We start from the raw sequence: 21942 nt of genomic DNA on the forward strand, positions 1-21942 counted from the left end.
CAAAAACGAATTAGTAAGAAATTTGTCACGGGAAGTCAAGTCTATTTCTAGTGGAAATTGAACCTTATAATAGGAAACAGATAAAAACATTAAAAAAGAGACACATAAAATAGATAGAATCATTCAGGGAGGAAAATATGAAAAAGCAACTTGTTACAGCAACAACGGCAGTGGTTTTGGGGACGACTTTGTTTGCGGGCGCGGCATCTGCGCAAACGATTAAGGTAAAAAAAGGCGATACATTATGGGGACTTTCAAATCGGTATGGAACGTCAATTAATTCCATTAAATCTGAGAACAAATTAAAATCGGATATCATTTACATCGGTCAGACGCTTTCGATCAACGGTAAATCATCTTCAGGTTCAAATTCGGGCAGCAAGTCATCATCGTCTACATATAAAGTCGTAAAAGGCGACAGCCTTTGGAAAATTGCGAATAAATATAAAATGACGGTAAACCAATTAAAAAGTTTAAACGGTTTAAAAACGGACCTGATCCGCATCGGGCAAGTGCTTAAAGTAAAAGGATCAACTTCCGGTTCAGCGTCTTCAGGATCTTCGTCATCAAAGAAGCCTTCATCCAGCCATAATATTGCACAGACGAGCCTGAATGTAAACAAGCTGATTTCTGATGCGCAATCTTTAATCGGCACGCCGTATGTATGGGGCGGAACAACGACTTCCGGCTTTGACTGCAGCGGATTTATCTGGTACCTGTTAAACAAACAGACGAGTGTCGGCAGAACAAGCACTGCGGGATACTGGAGCTCAATGAAGAGCGTGTCCAGCCCGTCAAGAGGAGACTTCGTCTTCTTTACAACATATCAGGCCGGCCCTTCACACATGGGTGTGTACATCGGAAACAACAAGTTCATCCATGCCGGTTCTGACGGCGTCACAACAAGTGATCTGAATAACAGCTACTGGAAGCCGCGCTACCTGGGCGCGAAAAGATTCTAGCAGTGAGAGAAACCCGTTCATCCGAACGGGTTTTTTATTTAGACGGGGCAGAGCTCCATTTGTTTCACCTAAAAATGAAAATGTGATAAAAAATCTAAAAAGGTTTTCTTTTTTTCATTTTCATAGAGGGCGATGGCGTACGCGCCCGCGCTCGGCATCTGGGCGAATTCGCACGGAATTTCAATCATGCTGCCTGCGGCGAGTTCGGACCGTACCGCTGACAGCGGCAGAAATGAGACGCCCAGCCCCTCTTTAATAAATCGTTTCGTAATATGCGTCTGTGTCACCTTCATTGTTCTGACGAAAGGGAACTGTATTCTGACCTGGCGGAGCAAATCATCCCAATAGTCAGGATGGTTATGGGTCAAAAGCAGATATTGTCCGAACAGGTCTTTCACTTCATCCGCCTTCCCTGTCCCGGGTTTTCGGCCGGGTGGCGCGACGAGGACAACTGGGTCATTGTACAGGGGGCGGCAAGTGAGGGAAGATGATTGCACCTTTAAGCAGCTCAGTCCGATATCGGCTGAGCCGTTTCTGATTTGAGAGGCGATTTCTTCCGATTCGAAAATGGTGACCGTCATTTCGGTTTCTTTATTGTCCTCTGTATAACGCTTCATGACAGACGGGAGAACGGTGTCGGCGATAAGCGGCGAAACAGCGAGTGTCAGCGTGTGCGAGTAGCCCTGGCGCACCCTGTGCAGCTCCGCCATGCTGTTTTCATAGTCTTCCAAAAGTCTCATGGCAAACGGCACGTATGCTTTTCCTTCTTCCGTCAATTGTATTTTCCGGCCGCTCCGCTGAAACAGCTTGCAGCTGATTTCTTTCTCTAATAATTTTATATGAACGGTGACGGTCGGCTGAGATAAAAAAAGCGTTTCCGCCGTTTTTCTGAAATTCTCATATTTTGCCGCGGTGACGAAGGTGTGAAGCCATTTAAAATCCATAGATGCACTCCTCTGATTAAAAGTTTTAATTAATTCCCTTAAAAATATTCATTATTTTTTAAATATTATATTTACTATAATAACAGAAAGAGGATAAGGGGGAATGAAATTGATTTATCGTGGATTGAAAGGGATTACTTGTGCAGAAACGGCGATCAGCCACATTGACGGAGAAAAGGGGCATTTAATATATCGCGGCTATGACGCGAAGGATATCGCATTGCAATTCAGTTTTGAAGAAGCGGCGTATCTCATTTTGAACGGGGCGCTTCCTGATGAGCGGCAATTGCTTGCGTTTCAGGAAGAACTTGCAGCCGAGCGCGGGCTTCCGAAACATTTGATCGGCTTACTGGAAACGCTTCCGGATGAAATGGACGACATGGCGGTGCTGAGAACGGCTGTTTCGGGTTTGGGCACAGATTCATTTACATATCCGCCCAAGCCGGAAGAAGCGATTAAACTGATTGCCGTCACACCGACGATTATTGCGTACAGATACCGCCGTAAACAAGGGCAGGAAGCGCTGTCACCTGAGGCGCGATACGGACACGTTGAAAACTATTTGTATATGCTGACAGGCAGGCAGCCGTCCGCAGCCCAAAAGAAAGCGCTTGAGACGTATATGATTCTGGCGATGGAGCACGGGATGAATGCATCGACTTTTTCGGCGAGAGTCACCGTTTCGACTGAATCGGACTTAGTGTCTGCCGTCACTGCCGCACTGGGTACGATGAAAGGGCCGCTGCACGGAGGCGCTCCTTCAGGTGTCACGAAAATGCTTGAAGACATCGGGGAAAAAGAAAATGCAGAAGCGTATTTGACAGCGAAGCTTATGAGGGGAGAACGCCTGATGGGCTTCGGGCACAGGGTGTACAAAACAAAAGACCCGCGGGCGGAAGCGCTGCGCATAAAGGCTGAAGAAGTGGCAGGAAATGATCCGTCGCTTGACTTGGCGCTTTATGTGGAGAAGGAAGCCATCCGCTTGTTAGAGCAATATAAGCCCGGACGGAAGCTGTATACGAATGTGGAGTTTTACGCAGCGGCTGTGATGCAGGCCATTGATGTCGACAATGATTTATTTACGCCGACCTTTTCAGCAAGCAGAATGGCAGGCTGGTGCGCACATGTGCTTGAACAGTCCGCTGACAACATGATTTACAGGCCGTCTGCGAAATACACCGGCGCTTTTCCCGAAACGGCTCAGCAGCTTTAATTACCGGCATATTTGTCCGTTTAATTCCCCGCACTGCGTGGTATCGTCTCAGTAATACCAATTGCAGGAGTGTGAGAATATGAATCCGATGGACAGACAGACGGAAGGACAAAAGCCGCAGGTGCAAAACCGCCAGCCCGGCATTGAGTCAGACATGGAGCCAAAACCGCTCTTGGAGGACCCGGATGTAAAAGGATCGGGCAGATTAAAAGGAAAAGTCGCCGTCATCACGGGCGGAGACAGCGGCATCGGCGCAGCGGCTGCGATCGCTTACGCGAAGGAAGGGGCGGATCTTGCCATCCTGTACCTAGACGAACATGCCGATGCCGAGAGAACGAAAAAGCGTGCGGAAGAATACCAGGCCGAATGCCTGTTAATTCCGGGAGACGTCGGTGATGAGGCGCATTGTCAGAAGGCGGTCCGGCAAGTCTTAGATCACTACGGAAAAATAGATATTCTCGTTAATAATGCGGCTGAGCAGCATCCGCAAAACGGGATTCTTGATATTACGGCTGAACAGCTGGAGAAGACATTCCGTACAAACATGTTTTCTATGTTTCATATGACTAAAGCTGTGCTGCCTCATCTCAAAAGAGGGAGCGCCATCATTAATACAACGTCGATTACCGCTTATCAGGGAGACACATCATTGATCGACTATTCGTGCACGAAAGGCGGCATCGTTTCCTTTACGCGTTCAATGGCGATGTCATTGGCCGATCAGGGGATCAGAGTAAATGCGGTGGCACCCGGGCCGATCTGGACCGCCCTGATTCCGGCAACGTTTACTGAAGAAAAGGTGGAAAAGCACGGTCTGGACACTCCGATGGGAAGACCGGGACAGCCTGTGGAACACGCCGGAGCTTACGTGCTTCTGGCTTCAGACGAATCTTCCTATATGACTGGGCAGACCATTCACGTAAATGGCGGCAGGTTTATTTCAACATAATACGCAAGTCTTATCCCGCGCTTTTAAAAAGTGCGGGATTTTTATTTGATTACATATGAATACGATTTTTAAAAAATGGAAGACTCCAGCCGAATCACTAATGTTAATATTTCACAGCAGAGAATCCTCTGAGTTCTGTTTTATGAAAACTGAAATAATATATAGAATTTTCAAAAAAGTTATTTTCATTTTTATATTTTTCGCTATAATATGATGTAGGAGAAAGGAATGATGTGCTGAAACATTTCATGCGAAAAATAAGAATTTAGTCATTATTGCTATTGTTATCTGAATATTCTAACATATATTGATTTACAAGGAGTGAAGCAGATGAAGGGGAGCATATTCAGAAAGAAAAGCATTCAGGACCTGCTTGCCGCAACGGGCGGGGAAAAGTCGCTGAAAAGAGAGTTAGGGGCCTTTGATCTGACCCTTCTGGGGATAGGGGCTATCATCGGAACGGGAATTTTTGTATTAACCGGAACAGGCGCTGTCACGGCGGGGCCGGGGCTGACCGTTTCATTTGTCATCGCCGCTCTTGCATGTTTATTTGCGGCTTTGTCATATGCCGAATTTGCTTCAAGCGTCCCGGTTTCCGGTTCCGTCTACACGTTTACTTATGCGACACTGGGTGAACTTCTCGCATTTATCATCGGATGGGATTTAATCTTGGAATATATGCTCGCCGTCAGCGCGGTTTCGGTCGGTTGGTCCGGCTATTTTCAATCATTCTTGGCGGGCTTCGGCATTCATCTTCCGACTGCATTAACGGCCGCGCCGGGATCCATTAAAGGCACGGTCACATTCTTTAATCTCCCCGCATTTGTTATCGTGCTTGCGATTACATTCCTCCTCTACTTAGGCATTAAGGAATCGAAGCGGGTCAATAATATTATGGTCATTTTGAAGGTTCTGGTTGTTCTATTGTTTATCGCCGTTGCGGCCGTATATGTCAAACCTCACAACTGGCAGCCGTTTATACCGATGGGGTTCGGCGGTGTTTTCAGTGCCGCGGCGCTCGTTTTCTTCTCTTTTATCGGTTTTGACGCCGTCTCTTCCGCCGCTGAAGAAACGAAAAATCCGGCGAAGGATCTGCCGAAAGGAATTATCTTTTCATTAATCGTCTGCACCGTGCTGTATGTGACCGTATCGGCGATTATGACGGGCGTCGTTCCGTTTGCCCGCTTTGAAGGCGTTGACCATCCCGTGTCTCTCGTCCTGCAGATGGCCGGACAGAATTGGGTGGCCGGGATTATTGATATCGGCGCAGTGTTGGGAATGACAACGGTGATGCTCGTCATGCTGTACGGCCAGACGAGGGTGATGTTTGCCATGTCCCGTGACGGTTTGGTGCCGGGGGCGCTTTCAAAAGTCCATCCGAAGCATAAAACGCCGCACGTGGTGACATGGGTGTTCGGCATCCTGTCGGCATTACTCGGCTCACTCGTCCCGCTTGATGAGCTGGCGAAGCTGGTGAACATCGGCACGCTTGCCGCATTTGTCCTGATTTCAGTAGCGGTTATCGTATTGAGAAAGAAACAGCCTGATCTGCCGAGGGCTTTTAAATGTCCGGGGGTTCCCTTTATTCCGATATTATCCATTCTGTTCTGCGTATTTTTGATTATTAACCTTGGCGCCACCACCATATTCCGTTTCTTTATCTGGCTGATCATCGGTCTGGTGATTTATTTCTTATATTCGAGAAAGCATTCGAAATTAAACGGGGATTTGTAAGGAGCGGCACCCGCCGCTCCTTTTTATTTTTCGGAATAATGAAACATATTGAAATGGGCTTAAGTTATCGCAGCGAATAAGGGATAATATAGGGCGGAAGGGAAGTGGAAAGTCGTGTCTGACCAAAAAAGGGTTCAATGGGCCTCAAAAATAGGATTTATTATGGCCGCTGCCGGTTCGGCGATCGGTCTGGGGGCCATTTGGAAGTTCCCTTACGTAGCGGGTACGAACGGAGGAGGCGCTTTTTTTCTTGTATTCGTCCTCTTTACCGTGCTTTTAGGCTATCCGCTTTTGCTCGGTGAATTTATTTTCGGAAGACGGAGCCAGACAAATGCGATTGATGCCTACAAACAAGCCGCGCCGAAGTCGGTATGGCACCTCACGGGTTATGTGGGTGTGGCGGCCTGTTTTTTAGTTTTGTCTTTTTACAGTGTTGTCGGCGGGTGGATTTTGCTTTATGTGTTAAAAGCTGTTACGGGTTCTTTATCCGGGCTCACTCAGGAGCAGTACGGAACGGTGTTCGGGACGGTCATTGAAAATCCGATCCAGACTCTCGCCGCGCAGCTTGTATTTATGATCTTGACCGTGGCGGTCGTCGCAAAAGGCGTGCAGAAAGGGATTGAACGTGTCAGTGCGGTGCTGATGCCGGTTTTATTCGTGCTGTTTCTATTGCTTGTGCTGCGATCAGTCACGCTCGATCATGCCGTTGAGGGGATTAGATTTTTATTGGTTCCGCACTTTGAAGATTTGACGCCGGAATCCATCCTATATGCTTTAGGACAGGCGTTCTTTACATTAACGCTCGGCGTTTCGGTCATGGTGACATACAGTTCGTATCTGCCGAAAACCCAAAACCTTCCGGGATCGGCGGGTTCCATTGTTGTGATGAATGTGCTCGTCACGCTGTTTGCGGGACTGGCCATTTTTCCGGCGGTTTTTTCGTTCGGATTTAAACCGGATGAAGGGCCTACACTGCTGTTTACCGTACTGCCGGCTGTGTTTGACCGGCTGCCGTTCGGCTCGCTGTTTTTTATCAGCTTTCTGGCGGTCTTTTTCTTTGCCGCGCTGACTTCGGCCTTTTCGATGGTGGAAATTATCGTAGCGACTGTCGGGAAAGGTGATGAAACGAAAAGGAAGAAGCTGTCGTGGACAAGCGGTCTGCTCATTTTCTTAGTCGGAATTCCGTCGTGTTTATCATACGGTGTGCTCGGTGATGTTCATTTGTTCGGAAAAACGTTTTTTGATCTAGCGGATTTCACAGTGAGCAATGTGCTGATTCCGCTCGGCGCTTTATTAATATCAATCTTCATCCCGCTGAAAATACCGAAGCGGGAGCTGTTCGCCGAGATGAAAAGCGGTTCCGCCATCGGCTATCGTTTCTTTCAGGTGTGGTATTTCCTTCTGAAATATCTCGTGCCGCTGGCTATCATCGTCGTATTGCTGCATTTAATCGGCGTTCTTCCATTTTAAAAAAACAGGCCCCCGTAAAAGGGCCTGTTTTTATGTTTAAAAACCGAATTGCAGATTCGTATCAACGGCAACGATCGTATATACACAGACAATGACGAAAAGGTTGAGGATGACACCGAGCAGTCCCGGGCCCGTCCGTCCTTTTTTAATAAACAGCTCAATGATGCCGAACGGCACGGCGGCCATCGCAAACGGCAGCATCTGATAAGAATAGAAAGTCACATTGCTGATGATTGCCACGTTCAAAAGCAGCAGCGACAAAATCGCGGTACCGACTGATATCCAGCCGAAAACATTATGCTCTTTAAAAATTCTTACCAATTCCATAATTCCACCTCACCGATGTTTGCTGCTTTTACTGTTTTGTTTTTCAGCAGACGTTCGATTTCTTTTGTCGGCCCCGTCACGACAGAGCCGTATACGTTCATTCCGTGATGTTCAACATAGTCGATTCGGCTGCCCAGATTCATGTCTTTGCGTTTCGATATTGCATGCGCCCATTTTTTATGGCGGGACATAAATTCAAGGGCATTGATAAATTGTTCACGGTCTGTCTGTCCTTGCGTTTCGAAAGAGGACACCATCTTGGAATCTTTCCCGGGAAATCCTAACGGCTCGGCATAAGGACTGTCTTTCAGATTTTTCTCCGTTTCGACCGCGTTCCATAAAAACTTCACATCGTATTTTTTAAAAGTTGAATATACTTGAGAAGAAGGGTAGGCCCGGTCATAAGAAAGATAGACCTCCGCCACGCTTCCTTCAGGCAATTTTTTCAATGTCTGTCCGGCTTTGTCAATCGTGCGTTCCTTTAAGCCCGAAGGATGGGCGAAATAATGCTTTGCCTGTGCCGCGTCTAGATCATAGTAGTTAACGGCAGGCGATTTGACCGTATCTAAAAACATTTCAATCCGTTCTCCGCCGACGGATTTCGTTTTTGTGCCGATCTGCTTTTGCAGCGGAAACTCTGTATTCATTCCAAACAGCTTCACCTGGCTTTTCAGTCCGGAGGTATCGACGAGGACGTTCGGCATGGTGGTCGCGACCGTCACGGCCGCGGTTTCCATTAATTGATTGCCGGTGCTTTCCTTTCCTCCCAGACCGTAATAGAGGTAGCTTCCCAAAGTGCAAAGCGGCAAAATCATCAAAGTGGAGATGACGGCGAGAACTGAAATCCGCAAATACGATTTGCGTTTTCCGTATGACAAAATGGCCTTCTGTTTTTCCGGGCTGATGCCGACGTCCCATTCCCGGTCGTCCTGCATTTCGCTTTCAATCAACTCCTGATAGACTTCCAGCTTTTCCAGCTCTTCTTCAAAGGCGGCCATTTCCCGGTCGCTCATTTCTCCATTTTTGTATTGGTAAAAACGCTTTTTAAATTCTTCATTCATCATTAACACCTCTATTATAAAGTGCTTTCAGCCGCTGTCTGGCACGAAATAAAACACTTTTAAAATTAGCCTCTGAAATATTCATAATATGGGATGCTTCTTTGTAATTCAGTTCTTTTAAATAATACAGTGTTAAGGCCTCCCGATAATTGTCGGGAAGTTCGGACATATACCCTGTCAGCACTTCCTTGATTTCAATCTGATGAGCCGGGCTTTGAACAGCCGTCTGAAAAAGGCTCCCAATTAAGTCATCGGAAATGGTCACTTCCTTTTTATGTTTTCTGACATAATCTATAAACGCATTTCTCGCCACTTGAAAAAGCCATGGCTTTACTTTGCTGTGGTCGTAGGAGTGAATGTGTATGTATGCCCTCATAAAGGTTTCCTGCAGCAAATCTTCAGCGAGATGCTTGTCTTTTGTCATGGAGAGCAGGAACCGGTAAACATCATTCATATACATTTGGTAAATTTCATCGATCGTCACTGCCTTTTCTCCCCTCTATGTTATACACGCATAAGAAAGGTTTAAAGTTGCACGTTCCATGCAAACGGCTTAAATTCATTTTCACCTCATCAAACACCATTTCTCTATAGTACCCAAAATCCGTCATAAAAGATAGAGATCGGCGGAGGAAAAATATATTTATTAGTACCAGGTAATAAAAAATATTGTTATAATAGAGAGAGAACACTTTTGATCATTACAACAAAGGAAGTGCGTTATGTATAAGTTTTGTGCAAATGCCATCAAATTCATTCTTTCTCTGCGCGGAGGAGTCAAAGTATACAATAAAGAGAATCTTCCGTCTGATAAAGGATTCGTTATCGCGTGCACGCATGCGGGCTGGGTGGACGTCCTCACGCTCGGTGTCGGGATATTGCCCCATCAGATTCATTATATGGCGAAAAAAGAGCTGTTTCAGAAAAAGTGGATCGGAAGTTTTTTAAAGAAGATTCACGCGTTTCCGGTTGATCGTGAAAATCCGGGTCCGAGCAGCATTAAAACGCCGATTAAGCTTCTGAAGGAAGGGAAGATTGTCGGGATTTTTCCGAGCGGCACGAGAACTTCTGAAGACGTCCCGCTGAAAAGAGGGGCCGTGACCATCGCCCAAATGGGGAAAGCGCCGCTCGTTCCGGCCGCATATAAAGGGCCGTCTACGGGAAAAGCGCTGTTTAAAAAGGGAAAAATGCGGCTTATCATCGGCGAGCCGATTTTTTTGGAGGACTTTTCCGATCTTGCGCCGAAGGAGAGGCTTGCGGCCATGACAGAAGAGCTGAATGCCAGAATTAAAGAGCTTGAGAAAAAACTTGAACAACTGTAAATGAAAAAAAGCTTGCCGTCTGTATCAGACGCGCAAGCTTTTTTGTTATGCTTCTTTTTGTTCGGCGGTTTCCAGCAGTTCATCAAACGCCAGTTTTTTCACTTCGATATATGCGACGTGGTGGCCGTCAATTTCATTAATGATAAATTCGCAGCCTTCTTCGATAATCGAGTCGTATTGTTCGACGTCGTATTTCTGGGTAAGGAACCAGCCGCCGATGGTGTCGACCTCGTCATTTTCTAAATGGATGCCGAGGAGTTCGTTCACTTGATCAATCAGGACCTTGCCGTCAAGCATGTAATGGCCGTCGCCGAGTTTGCGGATTTCATTGATTTCATCGATATCAAATTCATCACGGATTTCCCCGACGATTTCTTCAATAATGTCTTCAACGGTGACAAGCCCCGCGGTTCCGCCGTATTCATCCGACAGAATCGCCATATGAACCCGTTCCTTCTGCATTTTTACAAGCAGATCGTGAATCGGTGCCGACTCAATCACATGGATGATCGGATTGACAAAATCCGTAATCGGCGAGTCGACTGATACTTCGCCGCTGATGCAGGCGGTCAGCACTTCTTTAATGTTAATAACGCCGATAATATTATCTTTGTCACCCTCTTCGACAGGGTACCGGGTATATTTTTCAATCTGAATGATATCCATCATTTCAGAAATTTTAATATCATGCGGCAGACTGACGATTTCCGTACGCGGAATCATGATTTCTTTTGCAAGTCTGTCGTCAAATTCAAAGATTTTGTTCACATATTTAAATTCAGACTGGTTGATTTCACCGCTTTTATAGCTTTCCGATAAAATGATGCGCAGCTCTTCTTCAGAGTGGGCAAGCTCATTTTCAGACACCGTCTCCAGACCGAACATCTTCGTTAAAAGACGGGCGGAGTTGTTCAGAAGCCAGATAAACGGGAACATGATGCGGTAAAACCAAATGAGCGGTTTCGAAAACAGCATTGAAACGGCTTCCGCTTTCTGGATGGCGACTGTTTTCGGCGCCAATTCTCCCACGACCACGTGTAAGAATGTAATGATCGCGTAGGCGAGAATAAATGAAATAATATGCGATAATGAGCTTGGTACGTTTATCTTTGTGAAAAGCGGATGAAGCAAGCGTTCAATCGTTGATTCGCCTAAGACACCAAGACCGATGGAAGTCAATGTTATGCCGAGCTGGCACGCCGATAAATACTCATCTAAATGCGTGGTCACTTTTTTGACACCGATTGCGGCTTTATTTCCTTCTGCTATAAGCTGGTCAACCCGTGAGCCTCTGATTCTGATTATCGCAAACTCAGATGCTACGAAAAATGCCGTCAGCGCGATTAAAACCGCGACTAAAATCAAATTCACAATGTCCAATTAGAACCTTCACTTCTTTTGGGAAGATGAAGGTAACACCTCCTGTTAGTAAGATAATGGTTTAACTTAACAGCAGCATAAATGATTGAAGCACTGCAAGCTTTTCAGGAGCCAGCCTTTTTTTCAGCTGGGCGCGCTCCTCTGGTTCAAGCTTTTCAAACCGATTCAAGATCCCGGAGATGTTTTGATTCATGTGATCAATTTCCGATGCCAGATTTCCAACATCGTCAGGCAGGGCTGAAGAGGGAAACTGGTTCTCCAGTCGATCTTTTATATCAGACAGGGCCAATCGCTGCTTTTTACAAGCGACTATAAACTTTAACCGATTAAGTGCAAGTGTATCGTAGTAACGATAGTTCGAACAAGACCTGTCAGGCTTTAAAAGCCCGAGGTTTGTGTAGTAATCCACCGTGCGTTTCGTTACACCGGCAAGCTCTGCTAATTCACTGATGCGATAAGTCTCAGCCCCATCTAAATCCCTCCCCAACCATCACGTTATAGTTATGAGAATAGTTTAATATATGAAGGGGAGTTTGCACAAGTTTATTGTTTTCCGTCTTTCTCCTGAAACGGGGCGGCAGGCTGTCTGAAAAAGCGTTGACTGCGCCATGTAAATCTTTCATAATCATTGTAAATAGAAACGGCAGAAAAAGACAGAAGGGACAGATGACAGTGGCCGGTTTATCAAGGGAAGTGACACAGAATCTGGAGAAAGGTTCATGGATACGCAAACTATTTGATGAAGGCGCTCGGCTGAAAAAAGAGTTCGGCGCCGATAAGGTGTTTGACTTTTCGATAGGAAATCCGGTTGCGGAGCCGCCTGAAACATTTAAAAAGGCGCTATGCGAAGCGGCTGAAACAGGACGGCACGGATACATACAAAACCAAGGGCTTCCGGAGGCGAGAGAAAAGGTTGCCCGCTTTTTGTCAGAGCGGTTTCAGACAGAAATTTCCGCCAGGCATACAGTTATGACGGTCGGAGCCGGCGGGGCGCTGAATGTCGCGCTGAAGAGCATTTTAAACCCGGAGGAAGAAGTCATCCTTCTTTCGCCTTATTTTGCGGAATATAAAGCGTATGTTGAAAATTACCGCGGCAGACCCGTCATCTGCCCGCTGACTGACTCATTTGAGATTGATATTGAAGCGGTTAAAGGTGCGATCACCCCCCGTACGAAAGGACTGATCGTCAATACGCCGCATAATCCGACGGGGACTGTGCTCAGCCAGAAAAACCTTAACGAATTGGGCGCCTTATTAAAAGAAGCCGAAGAGCGGAACGGCCAAAGCATATTTATTTTATTTGATGAACCGTACAGCCAGCTGATCTACGGAGAAGAGCAGGCGAATCCGTTTCAGGCGTATCACCGCGTGATTTTAGTCAGTTCGTTCAGTAAAGATCTCGGCATTGCGGGGGAAAGGCTCGGGTATATCGCGGCGGACGCCCAAATGCCTGAGGGCGATCTTCTGACGGATGCATTCGTTTTCTGCAACCGGACGCTCGGCTTTGTGAACGCTCCGGTCATGATGCAGCGCGCCGTGGCGAAAATGGATGATCTTTCGATTGACGCTGAACCTTACAGAAAGCGGAGAGACCTTATGGTGGACATCCTCACAGAAGCCGGCTTCGAATTTGAAATGCCGAAAGGAGGCTTTTTCGTCTTTCCGAAATCACCGATTGAAGACGAGGTGGCGTTCTGCATGCATGCCGCACAGAAATACAAACTATTGATCGTACCTGGCAGCGGATTTGGAAAAAGCGGCTATTTCCGATTATCTTTCAGCGTGCCTTCGGAACAGATCAGATATTCGCGCGATATTTTCAAAGCACTGTATCAAGATTTTTCTTCATAGCTTCCAATATATAAAGATGGGAGAACGGACACATGTCGAGGAGAAATAATGGCACATCAGACATCAGCATTACAGGAATCGGAGTCTTAACCGCGGTCGGACAAGGCAAGGAGGCGTTTCTCGCTGCGCTCATGGAGGGGCGGCACGCCTTTGATGTGATGAAACGCCCCGGCCGGCAGAAAGGCAGTTCGTTTATCGGCGCGGAGCTTAGCGAATTAACGCCGCCGGACGCGCTGTCGAAGCGCTTGTACCGAAGGGCCGCATTATCTGGAAAGACGGCGCTTATCGCTTTATATGAAGCGTGGCATGACGCTCAATTAGACGGCGCTGATCACAGCCGCACCGGTCTGATCATCGGCGGGTCGAATATGACGCAGCGCGAATTGCTGCAGGCCTTTGAGAAAAACGGTGAAACGCCGCAATTTGTAAATCCGACATACGGGCTTTCTTTTATGGATAGTGATTTGTCGGGGCTTTGCACGGAGCAATTTGGGATAAAAGGGCCGGCCTTTACGGTCGGCGGCGCGTCGGCAAGCGGCCAGGCGGCGGTTATCCAGGCTGCTCAAGGAATCAAAGGAGGCCTGTTTGACCGGTGCATCGTGATCGGGGCGCTGGCCGATCTGTCGTACATGGAGTGTCACGCTCTCCGTTCTTTGGGAGCGATGGGCACTGATACATACGCTGAACGGCCTGAAGCCGCCTGCCGCCCGTTTGACCGGCATACGGACGGGTTTATATTCGGAGAGGCGTGCGGGGCGATTGTGCTGGAACGCGCTGAATCTGCCGAAGAGAGGGGCGCACGATCGTGGGCCGGCTTAAAGGGCTGGGGGATGGCTTCCGATGCGAACCGCAACCCGAATCCTTCAGCAGAGGGCGAAATGACGGTGATCCGCCAGGCGCTGGAGCGGGCCGGTCTTTCAGCGAAAGAGATCGATTACATCAACCCGCACGGCACTGGTTCGCCGATCGGCGATAAGACTGAATGCCGGGCGCTTTCTGAAAGCGGCCTGTCGCACGCGCGGATTAATGCGACAAAATCGATTACCGGACACGGTCTGAGTGCGGCCGGAACGGTGGAAATCATTGCTGTTCTCTTGCAAATGCGGGAAAACAAGCTTCATCCGATCCGAAACTTAACGGAGCCGATTGACGATTCATTTCAGTGGGTGACCGACGGGCCGAGCGCCCATACCGTACACCATGCGTTAAGCTTAAGCATGGGATTCGGAGGGATTAATACGGCGCTTTGTTTAGAAAATCATTTCCGAAGCAGATAACGGCAGCCTTCTTTTTGAAGGCTGTTTTTATATGATGAAAAATCTGAAAATGATGAAAGAATGGAGTTGTGATACAATAAACTATACAAATGACAATCATGCTTTGACTTAGGAGGTGGCAGGATGGGGCCCTCTGTGTAGTCAATCACCCATTTCGTTCCTCTCGCTTAAGAAAAAACGATGAAATCAGGAGGTGACGTCCTTATCCTTCAATTCGGGATAAGGTGAAATGGACGATATTGACAGTTTGATTTTAATCGGTGTGCTCATTGCGTTAACGGCATTTTTCGTGGCGAGTGAATTTGCGATCGTCAGAGTGAGGAGATCCAGAATCGATCAGCTCATCTCAGAAGGGAACAGACGGGCGGTGCTCGCAAAGCGTATCATTACGGATCTTGATGAGTATTTATCCGCCTCGCAGCTTGGCATTACACTCACATCCATCGGGCTCGGCGTACTGGGAGAGCCTGCATTTGAGCGGATGCTTCATCCTGTGTTTCAGGGCATGGGGCTTCCGGATTCAGCCGAGCATGTGACTGCTTTTGCTGCGGCGTACGGGCTGATTACGTTTTTACATGTCGTCGTCGGTGAGCTTGCGCCTAAAACGGTTGCGATTCAAAAAGCGGAAAAGCTGACGTTATGGATTGCCGGACCGCTTCGGTTATTTTACGTGTTCATGTTCCCGTTTATTTGGGTGCTGAACGGCTCCGCGAGAATTCTGACCGGTTTGGCCGGATTAAAGCCGGCATCTGAGCATGAAGGCTCCCACTCTGAAGAAGAGCTGCGGATCCTGCTGTCAGAAAGTTTAAAAAACGGAGAAATCAATCCGTCTGAATATACATTTGTGAATAAAATTTTTGATTTTGATAATCGGATCGCCAAGGAAATCATGATCCCGAGAAAAGAAATCGCGGCTGTTTCCACCGATATGGACGTGCCGGAAATGCTTGATATGATGCTGAAAGACAAATATACGCGCTGGCCCGTAACGGACGGGGACAAAGACAGTGTGATCGGCATGATCAATACGAAGCATCTCTTTTCAGATCTGCTGTTTATGACAGAAGATGAAAAAGCGGAAGTATCCATCACGTCTTACGTCCGCCCGGTGATTGAAGTCATCGAGACGATTCCGATACACGACCTGCTGATAAAAATGCAGAGAGAACGGATTCATTTGGCGATATTGTCTGATGAATACGGCGGAACGTCCGGTCTTGTGACGACCGAAGACATACTTGAAGAAATCGTCGGCGATATCAGAGACGAATTTGATGAGGACGAACAGCCGCAGATTCAAAAGCTGTCCGAACGCCATTATGTGCTGGACGGAAAGGTTCGGATCGATCAGGTGAATCATCTTCTCGGCGCAGAGATTGAAGAGGAAGTCGATACGATCGGCGGTCTTGTGCTGAAACGGAATATTGACATTTGTGCGGGTGAGTCGATACAAATCGGGGGATACACTGCCCTCATATTAGAAATGGACGGCCGGTTTATTAAACAGCTTGAACTCAAAGAAGAACAGGGCCGCCCGGGCGGTCAGGGGACAATAAACCGCCCGCTGCCCGTGCCGGAAACGGTCATGCTTCATAACGCAACCTTGAGCGAAAAATAAGCTCAAGGTTTTTTTAAATGGATATCATAACAAAGCCGCACCAGAATGCCAAAAGGCTTCCGGCTGCTGAAACAGCGATGTAGAGCAGACTTTCCTTTATGCGATTGTTCATCATCAGCTGCACGGCTTCAATACTGAAGGTGGAAAAGGTCGTAAACGCACCGAAAAAGCCCGTCGCGATGATGATGCCGGCAGAAGGATTATCCAGACCCAATCCGGTGAATATGCCGAGGCCGAAGGAGCCGAGCAGGTTGACCGCAGCCATTCCAAGCGGAATCGGAAAACCTTTTGTTCTTTCTGAAATTGTTTTACTCAGCAGAGACCGTAATACCGCTCCGATACCCGCCGCGATAAGCATCAGGACAATCGTCATGGCGTATCATGCCCCCTTCCCGCTGCGTGAAGGGCAATCCGCCGTCCCCAAAAAATGCCGGCGTATGCAAGGGCAAGACCAGCGAATAAAGTCGCGGCAGCATAACAAAAAGCCGCTGCGGGAGACGATTGCAGCAGAAAAATGGTTTCTTTTGCGAAGGTTGACATCGTCGTGAAACCTCCGCAAAAACCGGTTCCTAAAAAGGCGGTCAAAAGAGGGCGTTTAGCCCGAATGATGAAATAACCCGTAATAAGACCGAGTAAAAGGCTTCCCGCCGCGTTTTCGAGGAAAGTGGCACCAGGGAAAGATCCGCTGTGAATGTGCGCGCTCATTTCAAAGCGGAGCAATGCGCCGAGCGCGCCTCCGATAAAAATTGCGATGTATTGTTTCATATCAGCCATCCTTAGAAATAATATCCGGAAAATCAGTTACAATGCCGTCAACTGCCATCATTTGCAGCTTTTCGGCCGTCTTGTGATTTCTGACCGTCCAGGCAAATACTTTCAGGCCGTGTTTGTGAGCGGTGGAAATCAAGAACCGATTCAGGCGGGTATATTTAATATTGACATAATTTGCGGCTGATTTGTAAGCGGCCAGCTGGCTTTTGGAAAACATCCCGAAGCTGGGTCTTGCGATAATTGCAGTCGGAACGGACGGATACATGTCGTGAAAGGTCTGAATCGACTTGAGACTGAATGATTGAACGATAGGGTGGGTGGAAAAGGTAAACCTGCTTAACAGCTGGCCGACTGCTTTTTCAAGACCGACTTGAGAAATGTGCCCTTTCAGTTCAATTAAAAAACCGATTTCAGAATGATAACGCTCCAGAACCTCTTCGAGCAGGGGAATCCGCTCCCCTTTAAACTCAGCCCCATACCAGCTGCCGGCGTCCAGAGACTGCAGCTTCTTCAGCGTAAAATCTTTTACAAAACCGGAGCCGTCCGTCGTCCGGTCGACTTTGTCATCATGGATGACGACAATCTGGCCGTCTTTTGTGAGCTGGACGTCAAGCTCAATGAAATCAGCGTTCATTTCGGCAGCGATATCAAATGCCGCAAATGTATTTTCGGGCGCGTAACCGGATGCGCCGCGATGAGCGATGGTATACAAGCTTGTCAGCTCCCCTCATGGGCATTTCTGTTATTATATCAGATTCGTATATGCACAGCGATTCAAACTGGTGAATGTGCAAAACAGTATTTTTTTGGAATAAAGATAGTGCTTTTTTCGGTTTACAATCCGCAGTGATGTTTTATAATGGCAAAAAGGAGGCGAGATCATGGGAAAAGGGAGATTGAAAGTGGAAGAAAGAATTAAGGCCGAAACCGATGCTGAAATCCAAAAAGCGACTCTCCTGAAACAGACACAATCAAAGAAGAAATAGTGCCTGACCCTGTTGTATCTGGCTGAAAGATGAACGAATGTGTGAAAAACCCCGGCTGTGCTCTGATGCCGGGGTTTTTCAGGTTGCCTAAAGACAATAAAACAAGCTGATGTCCGAATGTTTTAGTATAATAGATTTTCGACAAGACAAAGGAGCATATGCCATGATGACACAATTTCAGAGCTTTTTTACTCTTGACCATATTTTGCAGATCAGTATCAGCATCGGAATTTTAGCGGCTTTTCTCGTTTTGAGAAAACTGTTTGTCAAATACTTTTTTCAGCTCATTTACAAATTGGCGAACAAGCCGAAAACCGACATATTCAAACAGATTGCCGTAGCGTTTGACAAGCCGGCCAGATGGTTTTTCGTGGCGCTGGGTCTGTTTTTGGCGATTGAGTATTCGCCGTTTTTAGACGGACAGATGGACATTGTCAAAAAAATGTACCGCTCTTTGATCATAGCGCTGATCGCCTGGGGGCTTTGCAATCTGACATCGGCGTCTTCGTTTTTATTTCATAAAGTCAATCAGCGTTTTGAGCTTGATATGGATGACATTTTGGCGCCGTTTTTATCCAAGGTGCTGCGCTTTGTCATTCTCGCGCTCAGCGTCAGTGTGATCGCGCAGGAATTCAATTATGATGTAAACGGGTTCGTGGCCGGACTCGGCCTTGGCGGATTGGCCTTCGCGCTTGCGGCTAAAGATACGATCAGCAATTTTTTCGGCGGCATTATCATCATTACGGAAAAGCCGTTTACGATCGGCGACTGGGTCGAGACGTCATCTGTGACGGGGGGCGTTGAAGATATCACATTCCGAAGCACAAGGTTCCGGACGGCGCAGGGGGCGCTTGTTACCGTACCCAATTCAACGCTGTCCATGGAAGCCATCACAAACTGGACGAGGATGACGAAGCGCCAGGTCACGTTTTCCGTTCGTGTTTCTTATGCGACGCCGATTGATCGTTTAGAGCGGTGTATCACAAGGCTCAGGGAAATGCTTCGTGAACATGAAGGCGTGCATGATGATACGATTATGGTTAACTTTGACGTGTTTGCGGACAGCTATTACAATCTGTTTTTCAACTTTTACACAAAGACCATCGTCTGGGCGGAAAGCCTGGACGTGCGGCAGGATATCAACCGCCGGATTATTGATATTTTTGCTGAGGAAGGCGTGGAGTTCGCCTATCCGGGCCAGAATGTATTCGTAAAACAGAAGAGCCACGATGATCCGGTTCATGTGAAGGATCATTCCGGAGAAAAAGAACGGGCATAACAGGCGCCGTTCTTTTTTCATGATATGATAAAAAGAAAAGGCGGTGGAAGAGTGGAAGCGTTTATAACATTGATCAATCAGGCTGAACGTATCCTGGTGCTGACGGGAGCGGGAATGAGCACGGAATCCGGCATTCCCGATTTTCGTTCGGCGGGCGGTATATGGACCGAAGACACCTCCAGAATGGAAGCGATGAGCAGGGAATACTTTGAACGCCGTCCGCGTGAATTCTGGCCTAAATTCAAACAGCTCTTTCAGATGAAAATGAGCGGAAGCTATGAGCCGAATGCCGGCCATACGTATTTGGCGGATCTTGAAAAGCGGGGAAAGCAGGTAGACATTTTCACGCAGAACATTGACGGACTGCATAAGAAAGCGGGAAGCAGCAGTGTCTATGAGCTTCACGGTTCAATTCAGACTGCCGCATGCCCTCGCTGCGGAGCGCGCTACGGGCTTTCTCATCTGCTGAAGGACGAAGTGCCGGAATGTACGGCGGAAATCGGGGATCATGCGGTATGCGGCACCGTATTAAAAACGGATGTCGTGCTGTTCGGCGATCTCGTTCAGCATTTTGAAACCCTTTATGAAAAGCTTGATAAAGCTGATCTTCTTCTTGTGATCGGCACTTCGCTTGAAGTGGCGCCGGCAAGGTTTGTCCCTGAGGATGCGGACCGGATTCCCGGTTTGAAGCAGGTGATCATTAACCTTGAGCCGACATATTGCGACCATTTATTTGATCTTGTCATCCATGAGAAGATCGGTGAATTTGCAAAACGGATCAGCGCCGCGACATAAAAAAAGCCGGATCCTATACAGATCCGGCTTTTTTTATTCATGGACGGGAATCATTTGATCCGTCAGAACATCAAAGGAGTAGCCCTGGGCTTTCAGTTTTTGAATCAGGCTCGGTAAAGCGTGCACCGTCGCAGGCAGATCGTGCATTAAAATGACATGCGGCCTGCTCGTATGAACGCTTTCCAAATATGCGAGCTGATTTAATACTTCCGGCACGTACCGTGCGTTTTTGTACTTCCAGTCTTCACTGTCTATCGTCCAGTCCCAGTACACGAATCCGCCTTTTTCGAGATTCTTAATCTGGGCATCCGTCAATGACGGTTTACTGCCGTAAGGCGTGCGGACAAGATCCGTTTTTACTCCAGTGATTGCCTCGAGCGTATCGCGTCCCTGCTGCATTTCGTTCAGCGGCGATGTCGGTGTTTGATAAAACAGGTGATTATCGTGCGTCACGCCGTGCAGGCCGAGCGCGATTCCTTCCTGCTTCGCTCTTTGCACGGAATGCTTATAGGCTTTCATCCGCGGTTCAAGCATAAAAAAAGTGGCCTTTGCGCCATTTGCCTTCAATACATTCAACAGCTGTTCAGTATATGGAGACGGCCCGTCGTCGAAGGTTAAATATACCGTTTTTTTCCCTGGGTCACGCTCTTTCTGCAAATGTTTCATTAAGACGTCGGGAGAATCATTTTTCAGCCGCAGGCTTTCTGCTTCATCCCGAAGCTGCCCGTTTGCGGTCACGGTGACCTGTTTGTTTTTTGCGGCGGAAGCGGAATATCCCATTATGACGATTACCAGAAGCAGTCCGCACAAAACTGCTAAACTCGTAAGTTTAAAAGCTAATGAAAACAGAGAAGGGGAAGCACCTTCTTTTGTGTTGCGCATAACAATCTCTCCAGTAGCATAAGTTTCTGCATAATGCCGATAACAGCGGAGGCTTGCGAAGTGCCATAAGTTAACAGCATATGTATGTCGAATCAAGTATACAGGAACAAAACTGGAAAAGACATAGAAAAGATGTCGAATAATAAGATTTTAAGAAAAAAATAAACTCCGCAGCCGGCTCGTTCAGTATGATAGAATAGTTGACAATAACAGCTGAGAATGCACATCACGGCAGATAACGATTAGGAGGGTTTACATGAAGACATTAGTAAACGGCCAGTTGATTGATCGTGAAGAAGCGGCAGTTGATATTGAGGACCGCGGATATCAATTCGGTGACGGTGTGTATGAGGTCATCAGAGTGTATAACGGCGCCTTATTCGGTCTGCGTGAGCATATCGTCCGTCTTTTCAGAAGCGCCGCAGAAATCGGCATCACCCTGCCGTTCTCCGCAGAGGACATAGAATGGGATCTGCAAAAGCTCGTACAGGAAAACAAACTCATTGACGGCGGGGTCTATATACAGACGACGAGAGGGAAGGCGCCGCGGAAGCACCAGTATGACGAAGGTTTGGAGCCGCAGACGACGGCATACACCTTTTCAGTGAAAAAACCGGAAAATGAACAAAAAGCCGGAGCGCAGGCCATCACGGCGGAAGACAAACGCTGGCTGAGGTGTGACATTAAGAGTCTGAATTTACTGTATAATGTGATGGTAAAACAAAAAGCCTATGAAGCAGGCGCTTATGAAGCGGTGCTGATAAGGGACGGAGCGGTCACGGAAGGAACCTCATCCAATGTATACGCCGTCATAAACGGCACCGTCCGGACGCATCCTGCAAATGAGCTGATTTTAAACGGCATTACGCGGATGAAACTGTTAGAGCTGATGAAAGAAAACGGGATTGAGGTGCGGGAGAAGGCTCTTACCGAAGACGAACTCAGAGATGCGGATGAAATTTTCATCTCGTCAACGACGTCTGAATTAATCCCGATCGTAACCCTTGACGGAAAACCGGTCGGAAGCGGCGCGCCGGGACCTGTAGCCAAAACGATTCAGGAGGCATTTCAGTCGCACATTCAGCAGGAGCTCGGCGTTCAGTCATAAGCTGAAAAAAAGG

At 47.6% G+C, this 21942-nt stretch carries 23 protein-coding genes; 13 read left to right on the plus strand and 10 right to left on the minus strand.

The window, feature by feature from the left end:
• The first annotated feature begins 137 nt into the window (after nucleotides 1–137).
• A complete protein-coding gene (locus tag ACWJJX_RS00445; protein ID WP_024085067.1) occupies nucleotides 138–962 on the plus strand; it encodes a C40 family peptidase in 825 nt (274 codons plus the stop codon).
• Between the two features lie 68 nt (nucleotides 963–1030).
• On the opposite strand, the gene ACWJJX_RS00450 is transcribed toward ACWJJX_RS00445, so the two are convergent.
• Nucleotides 1031–1906 (minus strand): LysR family transcriptional regulator, encoded by an 876-nt coding sequence (locus ACWJJX_RS00450; protein WP_015239479.1) that lies wholly within the window; start codon nucleotides 1904–1906, stop codon nucleotides 1031–1033.
• Between the two features lie 109 nt (nucleotides 1907–2015).
• Here ACWJJX_RS00450 and ACWJJX_RS00455 point away from each other — a divergent pair, with 109 nt between their 5' ends.
• From ACWJJX_RS00455 to ACWJJX_RS00470, 4 genes are all read left to right on the plus strand, one after another.
• Complete coding sequence (locus tag ACWJJX_RS00455) at nucleotides 2016–3119, plus strand: citrate synthase/methylcitrate synthase (protein ID WP_024085068.1); 1104 nt, start codon at nucleotides 2016–2018, stop codon at nucleotides 3117–3119.
• 79 nt (nucleotides 3120–3198) lie between these two features.
• A complete protein-coding gene (locus ACWJJX_RS00460) occupies nucleotides 3199–4068 on the plus strand; it encodes an SDR family oxidoreductase (RefSeq protein WP_353574839.1) in 870 nt (289 codons plus the stop codon).
• A 330-nt stretch (nucleotides 4069–4398) separates the two neighbouring features.
• The gene (locus ACWJJX_RS00465) at nucleotides 4399–5802 is read left to right on the plus strand and encodes an amino acid permease (RefSeq protein ID WP_014304702.1); all 1404 of its coding nucleotides are present in this window, start codon (nucleotides 4399–4401) and stop codon (nucleotides 5800–5802) included.
• Between the two features lie 114 nt (nucleotides 5803–5916).
• The gene (locus tag ACWJJX_RS00470; RefSeq protein WP_070081565.1) at nucleotides 5917–7272 is read left to right on the plus strand and encodes a sodium-dependent transporter; all 1356 of its coding nucleotides are present in this window, start codon (nucleotides 5917–5919) and stop codon (nucleotides 7270–7272) included.
• Between the two features lie 36 nt (nucleotides 7273–7308).
• On the opposite strand, the gene ACWJJX_RS00475 is transcribed toward ACWJJX_RS00470, so the two are convergent.
• Genes ACWJJX_RS00475 through sigM form a run of 3 tightly spaced genes read right to left on the minus strand, consistent with a single transcriptional unit; the run spans nucleotide 7309 to nucleotide 9144 of the window.
• Nucleotides 7309–7599: an anti-sigma-M factor gene (locus tag ACWJJX_RS00475; RefSeq protein ID WP_003155315.1), complete on the minus strand. Its 291-nt coding sequence runs from the start codon at nucleotides 7597–7599 to the stop codon at nucleotides 7309–7311.
• Nucleotides 7587–8663, minus strand: a complete 1077-nt coding sequence (locus ACWJJX_RS00480) for an anti-sigma factor (protein WP_088005355.1) — start codon at nucleotides 8661–8663, stop codon at nucleotides 7587–7589. Before ACWJJX_RS00480 ends, ACWJJX_RS00475 begins: the two co-directional genes overlap by 13 nt.
• Nucleotides 8653–9144 carry an RNA polymerase sigma factor SigM gene (sigM, locus tag ACWJJX_RS00485; protein WP_003155312.1) on the minus strand — a complete coding sequence of 164 codons (492 nt, stop codon included), beginning with the start codon at nucleotides 9142–9144 and terminating at the stop codon, nucleotides 8653–8655. Before sigM ends, ACWJJX_RS00480 begins: the two co-directional genes overlap by 11 nt.
• Nucleotides 9145–9382: 238 nt before the next feature.
• Here sigM and ACWJJX_RS00490 point away from each other — a divergent pair, with 238 nt between their 5' ends.
• Nucleotides 9383–9982 (plus strand): lysophospholipid acyltransferase family protein, encoded by a 600-nt coding sequence (locus ACWJJX_RS00490; RefSeq protein WP_003155309.1) that lies wholly within the window; start codon nucleotides 9383–9385, stop codon nucleotides 9980–9982.
• A gap of 45 nt (nucleotides 9983–10027) precedes the next feature.
• Here the strand turns inward: ACWJJX_RS00490 and ACWJJX_RS00495 are convergent, their stop codons facing one another.
• Together ACWJJX_RS00495 and ACWJJX_RS00500 are read right to left on the minus strand one after the other, a co-directional pair.
• Nucleotides 10028–11362 (minus strand): hemolysin family protein, encoded by a 1335-nt coding sequence (locus ACWJJX_RS00495; RefSeq protein ID WP_017417354.1) that lies wholly within the window; start codon nucleotides 11360–11362, stop codon nucleotides 10028–10030.
• 61 nt (nucleotides 11363–11423) lie between these two features.
• The gene (locus ACWJJX_RS00500; protein WP_014304704.1) at nucleotides 11424–11849 is read right to left on the minus strand and encodes a MerR family transcriptional regulator; all 426 of its coding nucleotides are present in this window, start codon (nucleotides 11847–11849) and stop codon (nucleotides 11424–11426) included.
• A gap of 179 nt (nucleotides 11850–12028) precedes the next feature.
• On the opposite strand from ACWJJX_RS00500, the gene ACWJJX_RS00505 reads away from it, so the two are divergent.
• The 3 genes from ACWJJX_RS00505 to ACWJJX_RS00515 all read left to right on the plus strand — a co-directional run bounded on the left by ACWJJX_RS00505 (nucleotide 12029) and on the right by ACWJJX_RS00515 (nucleotide 16108).
• The gene (locus ACWJJX_RS00505; RefSeq protein ID WP_025649535.1) at nucleotides 12029–13213 is read left to right on the plus strand and encodes a pyridoxal phosphate-dependent aminotransferase; all 1185 of its coding nucleotides are present in this window, start codon (nucleotides 12029–12031) and stop codon (nucleotides 13211–13213) included.
• A gap of 32 nt (nucleotides 13214–13245) precedes the next feature.
• Nucleotides 13246–14490: a beta-ketoacyl synthase N-terminal-like domain-containing protein gene (locus ACWJJX_RS00510; RefSeq protein WP_146283676.1), complete on the plus strand. Its 1245-nt coding sequence runs from the start codon at nucleotides 13246–13248 to the stop codon at nucleotides 14488–14490.
• Between the two features lie 229 nt (nucleotides 14491–14719).
• On the plus strand, nucleotides 14720–16108 hold the full coding sequence (locus tag ACWJJX_RS00515) for a hemolysin family protein (protein WP_146276428.1): 1389 nt from the start codon (nucleotides 14720–14722) through the stop codon (nucleotides 16106–16108).
• Between the two features lie 13 nt (nucleotides 16109–16121).
• Here the strand turns inward: ACWJJX_RS00515 and crcB are convergent, their stop codons facing one another.
• From crcB to ACWJJX_RS00530, 3 genes are read right to left on the minus strand one after another with little or no spacing between them, the layout of a single operon-like run.
• Nucleotides 16122–16481, minus strand: a complete 360-nt coding sequence (gene crcB, locus ACWJJX_RS00520; protein WP_121984134.1) for a fluoride efflux transporter CrcB — start codon at nucleotides 16479–16481, stop codon at nucleotides 16122–16124.
• Entirely contained in the window at nucleotides 16478–16873 is a 396-nt protein-coding gene (locus ACWJJX_RS00525; protein ID WP_070081569.1) for a fluoride efflux transporter FluC, read from the minus strand. The genes crcB and ACWJJX_RS00525 overlap by 4 nt, the downstream gene beginning before the upstream one ends.
• A 1-nt stretch (nucleotide 16874) precedes the next feature.
• Entirely contained in the window at nucleotides 16875–17591 is a 717-nt protein-coding gene (locus tag ACWJJX_RS00530) for a glycerophosphodiester phosphodiesterase (RefSeq protein WP_121984135.1), read from the minus strand.
• A gap of 169 nt (nucleotides 17592–17760) precedes the next feature.
• On the opposite strand from ACWJJX_RS00530, the gene ACWJJX_RS00535 reads away from it, so the two are divergent.
• From ACWJJX_RS00535 to ACWJJX_RS00545, 3 genes are all read left to right on the plus strand, one after another.
• A complete protein-coding gene (locus tag ACWJJX_RS00535) occupies nucleotides 17761–17865 on the plus strand; it encodes a YhdX family protein (RefSeq protein WP_003155299.1) in 105 nt (34 codons plus the stop codon).
• A 163-nt stretch (nucleotides 17866–18028) separates the two neighbouring features.
• Nucleotides 18029–19144 (plus strand): mechanosensitive ion channel family protein, encoded by a 1116-nt coding sequence (locus ACWJJX_RS00540; protein ID WP_003155296.1) that lies wholly within the window; start codon nucleotides 18029–18031, stop codon nucleotides 19142–19144.
• A gap of 24 nt (nucleotides 19145–19168) precedes the next feature.
• Nucleotides 19169–19939, plus strand: coding sequence for an NAD-dependent protein deacylase (locus tag ACWJJX_RS00545; RefSeq protein ID WP_454022650.1), 771 nt, complete (start codon nucleotides 19169–19171; stop codon nucleotides 19937–19939).
• A 33-nt stretch (nucleotides 19940–19972) separates the two neighbouring features.
• Here ACWJJX_RS00545 and ACWJJX_RS00550 read toward each other — a convergent pair whose 3' ends face one another.
• A complete protein-coding gene (locus ACWJJX_RS00550; RefSeq protein WP_025649537.1) occupies nucleotides 19973–20821 on the minus strand; it encodes a polysaccharide deacetylase family protein in 849 nt (282 codons plus the stop codon).
• Nucleotides 20822–21077: 256 nt separating this feature from the next.
• On the opposite strand from ACWJJX_RS00550, the gene dat reads away from it, so the two are divergent.
• Nucleotides 21078–21929, plus strand: a complete 852-nt coding sequence (dat, locus tag ACWJJX_RS00555; RefSeq protein WP_077722003.1) for a D-amino-acid transaminase — start codon at nucleotides 21078–21080, stop codon at nucleotides 21927–21929.
• Nucleotides 21930–21942 lie beyond the last annotated feature (13 nt).

The sequence above is a fragment of the Bacillus sp. YH3-2-B2 genome (genome assembly GCF_053663335.1).

Bases quoted from the DNA above. Each gene is read 5' to 3' on its own strand.
- ACWJJX_RS00445 (WP_024085067.1), top strand. From the start codon at position 138: ATGAAAAAGCAACTTGTTACAGCAACAACGGCAGTGGTTTTGGGGACG.
- ACWJJX_RS00450 (WP_015239479.1), bottom strand. From the start codon at position 1,906: ATGGATTTTAAATGGCTTCACACCTTCGTCACCGCGGCAAAATATGAG.
- ACWJJX_RS00460 (WP_353574839.1), top strand. From the start codon at position 3,199: ATGAATCCGATGGACAGACAGACGGAAGGACAAAAGCCGCAGGTGCAA.
- ACWJJX_RS00465 (WP_014304702.1), top strand. From the start codon at position 4,399: ATGAAGGGGAGCATATTCAGAAAGAAAAGCATTCAGGACCTGCTTGCC.
- ACWJJX_RS00475 (WP_003155315.1), bottom strand. From the start codon at position 7,599: ATGGAATTGGTAAGAATTTTTAAAGAGCATAATGTTTTCGGCTGGATA.
- ACWJJX_RS00480 (WP_088005355.1), bottom strand. From the start codon at position 8,663: ATGATGAATGAAGAATTTAAAAAGCGTTTTTACCAATACAAAAATGGA.
- ACWJJX_RS00490 (WP_003155309.1), top strand. From the start codon at position 9,383: ATGTATAAGTTTTGTGCAAATGCCATCAAATTCATTCTTTCTCTGCGC.
- ACWJJX_RS00505 (WP_025649535.1), top strand. From the start codon at position 12,029: ATGACAGTGGCCGGTTTATCAAGGGAAGTGACACAGAATCTGGAGAAA.
- ACWJJX_RS00510 (WP_146283676.1), top strand. From the start codon at position 13,246: ATGTCGAGGAGAAATAATGGCACATCAGACATCAGCATTACAGGAATC.
- ACWJJX_RS00515 (WP_146276428.1), top strand. From the start codon at position 14,720: ATGGACGATATTGACAGTTTGATTTTAATCGGTGTGCTCATTGCGTTA.
- crcB (WP_121984134.1), bottom strand. From the start codon at position 16,481: ATGACGATTGTCCTGATGCTTATCGCGGCGGGTATCGGAGCGGTATTA.
- ACWJJX_RS00525 (WP_070081569.1), bottom strand. From the start codon at position 16,873: ATGAAACAATACATCGCAATTTTTATCGGAGGCGCGCTCGGCGCATTG.
- ACWJJX_RS00535 (WP_003155299.1), top strand. From the start codon at position 17,761: ATGGGAAAAGGGAGATTGAAAGTGGAAGAAAGAATTAAGGCCGAAACC.
- ACWJJX_RS00540 (WP_003155296.1), top strand. From the start codon at position 18,029: ATGATGACACAATTTCAGAGCTTTTTTACTCTTGACCATATTTTGCAG.
- ACWJJX_RS00545 (WP_454022650.1), top strand. From the start codon at position 19,169: ATGATAAAAAGAAAAGGCGGTGGAAGAGTGGAAGCGTTTATAACATTG.
- ACWJJX_RS00550 (WP_025649537.1), bottom strand. From the start codon at position 20,821: ATGCGCAACACAAAAGAAGGTGCTTCCCCTTCTCTGTTTTCATTAGCT.
- dat (WP_077722003.1), top strand. From the start codon at position 21,078: ATGAAGACATTAGTAAACGGCCAGTTGATTGATCGTGAAGAAGCGGCA.